The organism is Citrobacter sp. RHB35-C17 (assembly GCF_013816795.1).
GTDB lineage: Bacteria > Pseudomonadota > Gammaproteobacteria > Enterobacterales > Enterobacteriaceae > Citrobacter_A > Citrobacter_A amalonaticus.
The window spans coordinates 1,315,613-1,325,473 of sequence record NZ_CP057150.1 but is presented as its reverse complement, the minus strand read 5'-3'; the positions used below and the strand labels follow the sequence as shown (position 1 = coordinate 1,325,473).

General features: G+C 50.7%; 11 protein-coding genes and 3 pseudogenes. 5 read left to right on the top strand and 9 right to left on the bottom strand.

All coding sequences use genetic code 11. The features are described 5' to 3' along the window. Window positions 1-18: 18 nt before the first annotated feature. Window positions 19-363: a cation efflux system protein CusF gene (gene cusF / locus HVZ37_RS06280; protein WP_044256696.1), complete on the bottom strand. Its 345-nt coding sequence runs from the start codon at window positions 361-363 to the stop codon at window positions 19-21. 26 nt (window positions 364-389) lie between these two features. After that, window positions 390-1,772, bottom strand: a complete 1,383-nt coding sequence (locus HVZ37_RS06275; RefSeq protein ID WP_181628226.1) for an efflux transporter outer membrane subunit — start codon at window positions 1,770-1,772, stop codon at window positions 390-392. 170 nt (window positions 1,773-1,942) lie between these two features. On the opposite strand from HVZ37_RS06275, the gene cusR reads away from it, so the two are divergent. After that, entirely contained in the window at window positions 1,943-2,626 is a 684-nt protein-coding gene (gene cusR / locus HVZ37_RS06270) for a copper response regulator transcription factor CusR (RefSeq protein ID WP_044269013.1), read from the top strand. Further along, window positions 2,616-4,055 (top strand): Cu(+)/Ag(+) sensor histidine kinase, encoded by a 1,440-nt coding sequence (locus HVZ37_RS06265; protein ID WP_181628225.1) that lies wholly within the window; start codon window positions 2,616-2,618, stop codon window positions 4,053-4,055. The genes cusR and HVZ37_RS06265 overlap by 11 nt, the downstream gene beginning before the upstream one ends. Window positions 4,056-4,192: 137 nt before the next feature. On the opposite strand, the gene HVZ37_RS23265 is transcribed toward HVZ37_RS06265, so the two are convergent. Both HVZ37_RS23265 and HVZ37_RS06260 read right to left on the bottom strand, forming a co-directional pair. Continuing rightward, window positions 4,193-4,291, bottom strand: coding sequence for a DUF4942 domain-containing protein (locus tag HVZ37_RS23265; protein ID WP_323135229.1), 99 nt, complete (start codon window positions 4,289-4,291; stop codon window positions 4,193-4,195). Beyond that, the gene (locus tag HVZ37_RS06260) at window positions 4,288-4,425 is read right to left on the bottom strand and encodes a hypothetical protein (RefSeq protein WP_181628224.1); all 138 of its coding nucleotides are present in this window, start codon (window positions 4,423-4,425) and stop codon (window positions 4,288-4,290) included. The genes HVZ37_RS23265 and HVZ37_RS06260 overlap by 4 nt, the downstream gene beginning before the upstream one ends. Before the next feature lie 1,772 nt (window positions 4,426-6,197). Here HVZ37_RS06260 and HVZ37_RS23075 point away from each other — a divergent pair. Both HVZ37_RS23075 and HVZ37_RS23070 read left to right on the top strand, forming a co-directional pair. After that, window positions 6,198-6,620, top strand: a pseudogene (locus HVZ37_RS23075) (ESPR domain-containing protein); the annotation flags it as partial. Between the two features lie 6 nt (window positions 6,621-6,626). Then, window positions 6,627-7,154 (top strand): annotated as a pseudogene (locus tag HVZ37_RS23070) (autotransporter outer membrane beta-barrel domain-containing protein); the annotation flags it as partial. Here the strand turns inward: HVZ37_RS23070 and HVZ37_RS06250 are convergent. Then, window positions 7,154-7,618, bottom strand: a pseudogene (locus tag HVZ37_RS06250) (putative metallopeptidase); the annotation flags it as partial. The pseudogenes HVZ37_RS23070 and HVZ37_RS06250 overlap by 1 nt on opposite strands. Before the next feature lie 119 nt (window positions 7,619-7,737). Here HVZ37_RS06250 and HVZ37_RS06245 point away from each other — a divergent pair. Next, window positions 7,738-8,076 carry a hypothetical protein gene (locus tag HVZ37_RS06245; RefSeq protein WP_181628222.1) on the top strand — a complete coding sequence of 113 codons (339 nt, stop codon included), beginning with the start codon at window positions 7,738-7,740 and terminating at the stop codon, window positions 8,074-8,076. A 57-nt stretch (window positions 8,077-8,133) separates the two neighbouring features. Here the strand turns inward: HVZ37_RS06245 and HVZ37_RS06240 are convergent, their stop codons facing one another. From HVZ37_RS06240 to HVZ37_RS06225, 4 genes are all read right to left on the bottom strand, one after another. Next, window positions 8,134-8,334: a hypothetical protein gene (locus HVZ37_RS06240; protein WP_181628221.1), complete on the bottom strand. Its 201-nt coding sequence runs from the start codon at window positions 8,332-8,334 to the stop codon at window positions 8,134-8,136. 263 nt (window positions 8,335-8,597) lie between these two features. Next, window positions 8,598-8,984, bottom strand: a complete 387-nt coding sequence (locus HVZ37_RS06235; RefSeq protein ID WP_181628220.1) for a DUF2570 domain-containing protein — start codon at window positions 8,982-8,984, stop codon at window positions 8,598-8,600. Continuing rightward, window positions 8,981-9,430 (bottom strand): lysozyme, encoded by a 450-nt coding sequence (locus tag HVZ37_RS06230; protein WP_181628219.1) that lies wholly within the window; start codon window positions 9,428-9,430, stop codon window positions 8,981-8,983. The genes HVZ37_RS06235 and HVZ37_RS06230 overlap by 4 nt, the downstream gene beginning before the upstream one ends. Continuing rightward, the gene (locus HVZ37_RS06225; protein ID WP_090049330.1) at window positions 9,414-9,737 is read right to left on the bottom strand and encodes a phage holin, lambda family; all 324 of its coding nucleotides are present in this window, start codon (window positions 9,735-9,737) and stop codon (window positions 9,414-9,416) included. The genes HVZ37_RS06230 and HVZ37_RS06225 overlap by 17 nt, the downstream gene beginning before the upstream one ends. Between the last annotated feature and the right edge of the window lie 124 nt (window positions 9,738-9,861).

The following is a 9,861-nucleotide window of genomic DNA, read 5'->3' as shown; positions in this document are numbered from 1 at the left end:
CGTTAAAATAAGAGAGAATTACTGGCTTTTAATATCCTGCAATAAAGAGAGATTGCCCTGCTGGATAAATGTAAACGCCACGTTGTCACCGGGTTTAATATCGTTGAGCTGCGTTTGCGGTGTGATGGTAAAACGCATGGTCATTGCCGGCCAGTTCAGCGCGGGGATCGGCCCATGTTCAATGGTGACTTTTTTGCTTTGCGTATCAACGCTTTTTACTACGCCAGTGGCGCTGATCGCCGGGCTTTGTTCGGCGGCAGGCATGGCGCTCATCATATCGCCGTGATGGTGTTCATTGGCCTGAGCGTTAATTGCCAGCGTAGAGAAAATGGCGAATACCACCGCTTTACATACTGTGTTCATGTCAATCTCCTGTGATGTGTTTCGGTTTATTCCAGCCAACCACCGCCAAGCGCGGTATAGAGCGTAATTTCGTTAACCTGTCGGGCGTAATTAAGGTCAAGCAGGGTTTGTTGCGTCGCAAATAGCGAACGTTCAGCGTCCAGCACGTTGATATAGCTCACCGCTCCGTTGCGATAGAGCGCTCTCGCACGCTGAAGCGTGATTTGTAGCGAAGTCAGGTATCGCTGCTGACCGCGAATCTGATCGGTAAGGCTCTGGCGTAGCGCCAGCGCGTCGGCAACCTCTTTGAACGCGTTCTGGATCTTCTGCTCATAATTGACCACCGACTGCTGCTGGCGGATCTCAGCCAGATCGAGGTTGGCCTGATTACGTCCGGCATTGAAGATCGGTAACTCCACTTTCGGAATGAAATTCCACATCCCGCTTGCCGTCGAAAACAGACTCGAGAGATCGCTGCTGCTGCCGGAGATCCCGCTGGTCAGCGTGATGGAGGGGAAAAACGCCGCCCGTGCCGCGCCGATATTGGCGTTTGCCGCCATCAGCGCATGTTCGGCTTCCATGATGTCCGGACGCTGCAACAGGATTTGCGATGACAGCGATGGCGGTAACGTCACGCCGTTGATATCGCAGACATTCTGTCGCGCATCGTCCGGCAGCTTAGCGTAGCTCCCCAGTAACAGCTGCAACGCGTTATTCGCCTGCGCCAGTTCCCCCTGACGTTTCGCGATATCACTGCGGGTACTTTCAATCACGCCGCGCGCCTGTTCCAGCGCCAGCACGTTGGTACTGCCGGTGACCAGTTGTTTTTCCACCAGCGCATATGCACGCTCATAATTGCTCAGCGTTTCTTGTGCCACCTGAAGCTGCGCGAAGGCCAGACGCTGATTGAACCAGCTCTGTGCAACGTTGGACACCAACAGGATATGCACCGCACGGCGCGCCTCTTCGCTGGCGAAAAAGGTCTGTCGATCGGCTTCGCTCATGTTTTTCAGCCGACCAAAGAAATCCAGATCAACGCTCAGGTTCAGCCCGGCCTCATATTCACGCGTACTGCGGGTGTCGCCTTTCAGTTTCCCGCTCCAGTTTCCGCTGCTTTCCGCATTCAACTGCGGATAGCGATCGGCATCAGTCACTCGATATTGCGCCCTCGCCTCCTGTACTTTCAGCGTCGCCATACGTAAATCGCGATTGTTACGCAGCGCCTCGTCAATCAGCACTTTCACCTGCGGATCGACAAAAAACTGCCGCCAGCCGCTGTCCTGATAACCTGTCGGTGATGTCACCAGTTGGTTCTGACTGAGAGAAAACTGCTGCGGTACCGGAAGCGCCGGGCGCTGATAGTCCGGGGCGAGTGAACATCCTGCCAGCAGTAACGCCATTGAGAGCGTGAGACGCTTAAAATTACGCATAAGCCTGATTTTCATGTGGGTTGATATCAGCCACTTTACCTGGCGCTCTCTGTTCAACCCGTGACAGCAAAATGACAAAGCTGTCATTTTCCCAGAATGCGATTGCTATCCGATCTGGCTTCTCTAGAATTGAGAGGCCCCATGACCGTCGCGTGGCGAAGGAGAATGTGTTGAAAATTTTGATCGTCGAAGATGAGAACAAAACCGGTGAATACCTGACCAAAGGACTGACGGAAGCGGGCTTTGTTGTCGATCTTGCTGACAACGGTCTGAACGGCTATCACCTGGCGATGACCGGTGATTACGACCTGCTCGTTCTTGATATCATGCTGCCCGACGTCAACGGCTGGGATATCGTCCGGATGCTGCGTGCCGCGAATAAAGGCATGCCGATTCTGCTGCTTACCGCGTTGGGAACCATTGAACATCGGGTAAAAGGGCTGGAATTAGGGGCGGATGATTATCTGGTTAAGCCGTTTGCCTTTGCCGAACTGCTGGCGCGCGTCAGAACCCTGCTACGCCGGGGGGCGGCGGTAATCGTCGAAAGCCAGTTTCAGGTGGCCGATCTGATCGTTGACCTGGTGAGCCGCAAAGTGAGTCGTAGCGGTACCCGCATCACGCTCACCAGCAAAGAATTTACCCTGCTGGAGTTTTTCCTGCGCCACCAGGGAGAAGTATTACCCCGCTCGCTGATTGCCTCTCAGGTGTGGGACATGAATTTTGACAGCGATACCAACGCCATTGACGTGGCCGTGAAGCGCCTGCGCGGCAAAATTGATAACGACTTTGAGCCTAAGCTGATTCAGACCGTGCGTGGCGTGGGATATGTGCTTGAGGTGCCAGATGGTCAGTAAGCGGTTATCCCGCCCTTTTTCGCTGGCGACGCGCCTGACCTTTTTTATCAGCCTCGCGACCATTGCCTCCTTTTTTGCCTTTGCCTGGATCATGATTCAGTCGGTAAAAGTGCATTTTGCCGAACAGGACATCAACGACTTAAGCGAAATCAGCGCCACCCTCGAACGTATCCTTAGCCCCTCCGACGAGCCGGAATCCCGCCGTCTGGAGATTCTGAAAAACGTGGTAGCCGGTTACTCAAACGTCATTATTTCGCTGGAAGATGCTAACCAGCAGGCGCTCTTTCATTCCCCTCATATGCCGGATATCCGCCAGTTTCTTGCCCGCGCCACGGTGGATAAAACCGTTCCGGGCGGCAACGTCTATTTGATTAATGGTCCATCGATGCAGATGGCAAGCCACGGCACCCATTCCAGCTGGCGCATGATCCGCCTGCCGGTCGGACCGCTGATCGACGGAAAACCGGCCTATACCCTGTATCTGGCGCTGTCGATCGATTTTCACCTGCATTACATTAACGATTTGAAAAACAAGCTCATCATGACCGCCTCGATCATCAGCATGTTGATCATTTTTATCGTGCTGTTTGCCGTGTATAAAGGCCACGAACCGATCCGTAGCGTCAGCCGACAGATTCAGAACATCACCTCGAAAGATCTCGACGTCCGACTGGATCCCCGGTCGGTGCCTATTGAACTGGAACGGCTGGTGCTCTCGTTTAATCACATGATCGAGCGTATCGAAGACGTTTTTACCCGCCAGTCCAATTTTTCAGCTGATATTGCCCATGAGATCCGTACCCCTATCACCAACCTGGTGACGCAAACAGAAATTGTCCTCAGCCAGCCCCGTAGCCAGAAGGAGCTGGAAGAGGTGCTCTATTCCAACCTCGAAGAATTTAGCCATATGGCGAAAATGGTCAGCGATATGCTGTTTCTGGCGCAGGCCGATAACAACCAGCTGATCCCGGAGAAAAAAACGATCAATCTGGCGGATGAAGTCAGTAAAGTATTCGACTTTTTTGAGGCGCTGGCGGAAGAACGGGAAGTCGGGTTGCATTTTGAAGGGCGTCCATGCCTGGTATCCGGCGATTCAGGTATGCTGCGCCGGGCGATCAGCAATCTCCTCTCCAACGCGATGCGCTACACGCCATTGGGCCAGAGCATTACCGTCCGGCTGACAGAGGCGGACGAACAGGTGCACATCATCATTGAAAACCCGGGAACACCTATCCCTGCCGAACATTTACCACGGTTGTTTGATCGCTTTTATCGCGTGGATCCATCCCGCCAGCGTAAAGGCGAAGGCAGCGGCATCGGACTGGCGATCGTGAAATCGATTGTGACCGCACACCACGGAAAAGTGTCGGTGACGTCGGATGTAAACGTGACCCGGTTTACGTTGAGTTTACCGAAAGAGTGGGTCTGAGATCCTACCGGATTCGAATACAGGCCATATAACCATTGTTATTAGAGCATTTTTAGCAGTTCGAAAAACGCCGAAGCCCACAATCGTATTTCGCTAAAAACACCCGTGATTTCGAGCCCGGTTATGGTAACGATGAACTATCGCGCTACCAGTATCCCCGGATAATGCTTAGTGAAAATGTCATTCAGTTTTTCAACAAGTTCTGACCGCTTAAAGGTAATGTGCGCAGTCGTCATTCATTCGCGTTGCCCCCGCCAATGCTGTCGGTGAGTGCAAAAATATCACTGAGCTGATGAATAAGGATTTCTGTCAGGCTCAGCGCAGCATTACGTCCGGTGATGATGCGTTCAATGCTGGTGGAGCAAATCACGTCAGTGTAATCGGTTAACAGGGTCTATTCTGAGCTGATGGGATTAAGTGTGGTCACTAACTGTTCGGCGCCTCAGACGAATTGCTGCGGATCTTGTCGGCGTTCCCTTCGATGTCGTCGTGACTTCCGAACAGGCTGATTTTTACAAGCCGCATCCTGAGCCGTATCGTCTGGCGTTGCGTAATACAGGCCTTGTTCCTGTCGAGGCTTATTTGTCGCAGGCTCTGCTTATGACATGCTTGGGACGCAAAAAGTGGGGTTGCCCACGTACTGGCATAACAGGGTTGGGCTGACAGCACCTGCAGGCGTGCCAGAACCTTTCACAGAGCGCGCCACGCTCGACACGCTGTTGCAGGATATTGAATCCCTTGGCCGTTCTTAGGCTTCACCCTTTCTGGTTGCAATAGGGATTATCTCCCTCTCGCGCGGATTCGGACGTGTGCTGCTGGCCTGCAAAGAACGGGATCCGGTGAACCGCACCAGCTTTTTTGTCCGAGGTTTCTGACTTGATGATCCATCCATTTATCTAACGGGATGGAAATGTTCTGTGTTGCAGAGACACGAAACAATGAGAAACGCTTAATACACAAAAAAATGGGCATGGCATAAGTCTAATTTACTGATACGTCCCCCTTTATCAGGTTATTGTTCAGAAAGAAAAATCTGAATTTTATAAAATTTACCCGGTCAGATTACGAATTACGGCTGCCCCCCTCTCGTAACACTGTTTTTTTAACAAATTTTCACATCTAACGAAAAAACAAAAAAAGAATAATACAATCATAAAGTTGTGTTTTTTACATGATATAAAAATTGAGATTATTAATTCATAACAACAACTTAGAAAAATATCATTATATACAATCACTTAAATTAAAATTACAAACCACGACCATTACTTTTTAGCAAATTGTGCTCTCGGGTGACTACTTCCAGCCTCATCTAATGTTTGTAATATTCTTATTGTCAGATGCAAATATCTCAACCCCAAAAGAGCAAGTGAGTGATGTTTCCTGAAAAGACGCCCCTCATTTAAAACGACCACCAGGAATATATATAACAGGTTTATCCAGTAGCATTAATATTACATTTCTAACATTTTAGCTCTTCTTGACTCTCTTTTAGTACAGTGCAAAACTGGAATTGGGGAATTGCAAAGGGACGTTTTTTAAACCATTATTACTTATTCGAGTAATGGTATCATAATCTGTCAGAGAAAATATCTGTCGTATATATTCTTATTGATTCCTTTGTTGTTTTATTTTACAGAGGCCGTAGAAATGTAAACCATTCTTAAAAATGCAGTTTGCAAGCAAATTGCAATACTCAATGAGTAGTTATATTTGCCAGTCAGGCACTCATCAGGTGTCAGCCAGATAAAGTAATATCAATACATTACACCCTCATCAAAATCTTGAGGCTGGTAACAGGTGATATAACTACCCACGCTAAGATTTTTCTTTTCATGCTTCATAAATTATGGGGCTCGGGAGCCTTTTATCGCTCCTACGCAAAAAAGATAACTCACCTGTATAACAAATATAACAAATTAACCACGAGCATAGAGTATGGAACAACCGAAGATTCATAGTTTTAATAATTCTCGGGATCGGATTTTCGTACCTGAGAATTGCACTGGAAGAATTAAAAATCTCATCCGGACAGAAAAAAATACTGCGCCAGTCATGCGTGGGAGTACAGGGAAAGCTCAGGGCAGTGACAGAGCAGATACCTGTGTAGTCAGTTTTGGCACAGTATAAGAGGTGGCTGCAATGAACAAAATTTATCGTGTTATCTGGAACAGCACACTGCGGGTCTTTCAGGTCTGTTCTGAACTGGTGAGTGGAAAACAGCAGGTATCATCCGTAAGCCAGACAGCCCCCACTGTTATTTGTTTAAACAATATCTCCTTTGCCCACCGTCTTCCTTCACGATTCCGTGTGCTGCCTCTACTGGTATTGATGGCCCTGCCTGGTACCTCTTTTGCTGACCTGGTCGTGGACAGCAGTCTGGGTACCCCTACTCTGACCGTCACCCAGGCTAATCCTTATGCAGATGCCGGCAATATTATTGTGGGCAGTACCACTGGAGGGACGGGAGATCTCACCATCAGTAATGGCGGCACAGTCACGGGCGGCACGAGTACGGTTGGTTTTTCAGCCGGAAGCTCGGGAACCCTCACGGTAGACGGCACGGGCTCGGTGCTGAACACGGCGGACATGACAGTGGGAAATGCCGGCGAACTGGTGCATGTAGATGGCAACTCAGCCGGTGACTTTGCGTTAGAGAACGGTACCGTTGAAGCCGGGGCCTATGTCTATACGCTGGCGAAAGGTACCAATGCAACGGCGAAGAACTGGTATCTGACCAGCAAATGGAATGGCGCAGTACCCGCGCAGGAACCGCCGGTAGTCGATCCGACCGCCCCGGACGCGCTGCGCCCGGAAGCAGGTAGCTATATCAGCAACATCGCGGCGGCGAACACCCTGTTTAACCACCGTCTGCACGACCGTCTGGGTGAACCGCAGTACACCAACGCGCTGCGTAACGGTGATGACAGCGTCACCAGCCTGTGGATGCGCCACGTTGGCGGTCACGAACGTTCAAGTGCAGGTGACGGTCAACTGAAAACCCAGAGCAACCGCTATGTGCTGCAACTGGGTGGCGATATCGCGCAGTGGAGTTCTGACGGTCTGGACCGCTGGCACTTGGGCGTGATGGGAGGGTATCCGGTCTCTTTGTTGAACTTAGGCGCGCCATAGTCGTCGGTAGCCTGGGCAATGTGGTAAAGCTCATGCTCTACCAGTGCGCAGAATTCAAGGTCACTGCATTGTGAGCAGTAGTCGGCTGCCAGCGTGATGATGAACTTCGGGATTCGCCCGAACCATTCATACATCTGCTGTTCCATTCTGGCTTTCTGCCAACCACCGGTGCGTAGCATTACCTGCTCGGCCTGACCGAGAACGTAGCGCCCTTTCTTCGCAAATGAGTCAGACGCCCACATGAAGCAGAGGTCAGCCTCTAACAGGTGTTCGTGGTCAGGGTTATGGATGCTGCCGGTATCACTGAGGATTTGGCGATTTATCCACTCATGCACTTCGTTAGCGGGGATCAGCCTGGTGTATGGCTGCCAATTTCCGGAGTCGATGAAGTTAACTGGAGGATATGGTCTGTGCTCATCGTCGTTATCCATATCTTACTCCGTTCATTCGATCGCTATTTAAATGTGATTTGCTCCTCATGATTTACTCAAAATCACTCAATAATTCCTACTTTTAGTCGATTATTGAAGAGTTTTCATAAGGAGGAACTATGGGTATTGAAGAGAACTTGCTCGAAACACTGTTAAAGCATGATGTTTTCCATAATGAAGATGGCAAAGTATCAGGCATTGCTAAGCTTGCTATCGACAAAGGATATGCAACTTTATCGCCGGCACAAAAGAAAGTATTACAACCGTTTATGAGTCATGGTTGTGAGGGTTATACCGATCCTGGTGGACATCACAACGGTTGCGGAAAGGTTCTTGAAGGCGCAGAGCTTAATGAAGCTTATGAGCATACTTGGGAGCATGGCGGCTTAGTCTGCGAAGACTGTCGCGAACAAAGTGATTATGACGATTACCGTCGCGATAAGTTCATGAAAGACTGAGGTTTCGGCCTATCATACGGTAGGCCTTTCGCATTTCCTTCCTTTACTCATTTTCTTCTATGACTGGTTGTCCTGCTCTGCCGGTACTGGCGTGAACTGCACGCGCTTCACATCAGCAGGAGCGAAATACAGCCACTCGCCCGTCTCGGTAGCAAGCGGCACAAAGCCATTAACCAGCTCCGGCTGACTCCTGGTCATCTTTCCTGTGAAGGTTTCGCCTGTTTGGGTCGTGAGGGTGATTTGGTAGATGCCTGGCATGATTACCTCTTTACCTTGTCGCAGCTATTGCCCTGCTTCTCAGAAGTGCTTAGCCACTTACGGCTTACCCGTCAGCAAGATGCAGATCACCGCCTTATTGGGGTTGAGCATTCTTTCCTTGTCGGGAGGATTCGATTTTGCGTATGGCCGCTTTATCAAGATTGCACTGCCCCAGAGCCGTGTAGAGCTGAGCGTTTAACTCCAGACTTGCCTGCCACGTGAACGGGACCGCCATTCCGGGGATCGGTGTGTCTGCGGTCAGGTCAGCGCTTATCGGCGCCACTGGGGCCGGAACGTAAACTGTCTGCGTACTCCCGCAGGCTGTCAGCAGCGGCAGAAGGAACAAGCTGGTTAGCGCACGGATCGCCTTCAAGCGCCTGCCTGATGTAGACAATGCGCGTCTCGCCTTTTTTTGCCAGCTCGTTCTTTGCATTCTGGGTAGCCTGTGAGATGTCACGGATGAGGTTCATTGTGGTGATCACGTTGTTGGTGATCGCCTCCGATGTGTCGGCCCGAACCGTCGCTTTATCGCGCTGGTCCTTATAATCCAATGCGTTCTGTCTATAGTGGCGCACAATTAATGCCATCACAGCTATCAGCGCCACTACTGCTATTTGCACCCAGTAACGCCTTAGCAGCGAGCCAATCACGACAGGAACAGAGCGCGCTCCGCCTCACGCCGACGTGTCAGCCCATTCAATACCTTGCCGCCAGCCTTATTCCAGCGCAGAAACTCATCAGCAGCGCCTTTGATGTCGCCAGCGTTCAGCTTCTTCAACAGCGTGGATGTTGATAGTGCACGCGATCCGATGTTGTAAGCGAACGATACCAGCGCATCAAACTGGCCTTGTGTCAGTTTCACTCTTAGCAGCTTCAGTATGTCGTTTTCATAACTCACCAGCCCCGTTTTTAGCAGTCGGTCAGCAGTGTCCTGGTCAATCGTCATTCCTGGCTTTACTGGTTTGCCGTCTACCGGGTGAGTCCAGCCATAGCCTATCGTCCATGGCGCACCACCCGTCCCCGGGTCTGGATAGGCAGTCAGCCGACAACCTTCGAATTTTTTTATCAGTGCAATGCCGTCAGGACTGGTTTGCATCGTCAACTCCCGCCTTTTTGGCTGCGAATTTTTTAATCAGATTGCCGATCGAATCGGTGCCGATGTATCCAATAAAGACGCTGGCTATGTAGGCGAGGTTGCTGCTCAGGCCGATAAAGTCCAGAAGGTCACGAACGAACCAGGCAATCATCGCGCACATCAGCGCATCAATTAGCGTTTTGGTTACCGCGCCGCCGTTATAGCGACCACGCAGGTACGCCATGATAAAAGCCAGCATTGCGCCAATACCCTGCTCCTTGGCGGCAAGTAGCGCAGCGATGAAATCTTGTTTGTATGGCATTTTCATAGGCCTCACCTCCGTTAATGACGGATGGCGCTGTGTGTTATGAAAGAGTCAGGCCCTCGGGCTGGATTTAACAACGAGGCATGTCGATGATGATTCCCTGGGCCTGAAATAGAAAAAGGCCGCC

What these genes read in the sequence shown, in the direction of transcription:
- cusF (WP_044256696.1), bottom strand. Translation starts at nt 363, where the DNA reads ATGAACACAGTATGTAAAGCGGTGGTATTCGCCATTTTCTCTACGCTG.
- HVZ37_RS06275 (WP_181628226.1), bottom strand. Translation starts at nt 1,772, where the DNA reads ATGCGTAATTTTAAGCGTCTCACGCTCTCAATGGCGTTACTGCTGGCA.
- HVZ37_RS06265 (WP_181628225.1), top strand. Translation starts at nt 2,616, where the DNA reads ATGGTCAGTAAGCGGTTATCCCGCCCTTTTTCGCTGGCGACGCGCCTG.
- HVZ37_RS23265 (WP_323135229.1), bottom strand. Translation starts at nt 4,291, where the DNA reads ATGACGACTGCGCACATTACCTTTAAGCGGTCAGAACTTGTTGAAAAA.
- HVZ37_RS06245 (WP_181628222.1), top strand. Translation starts at nt 7,738, where the DNA reads ATGGGTATTGAAGAGAACTTGCTCGAAACACTGTTAAAGCATGATGTT.
- HVZ37_RS06240 (WP_181628221.1), bottom strand. Translation starts at nt 8,334, where the DNA reads ATGCCAGGCATCTACCAAATCACCCTCACGACCCAAACAGGCGAAACC.
- HVZ37_RS06230 (WP_181628219.1), bottom strand. Translation starts at nt 9,430, where the DNA reads ATGCAAACCAGTCCTGACGGCATTGCACTGATAAAAAAATTCGAAGGT.
- HVZ37_RS06225 (WP_090049330.1), bottom strand. Translation starts at nt 9,737, where the DNA reads ATGAAAATGCCATACAAACAAGATTTCATCGCTGCGCTACTTGCCGCC.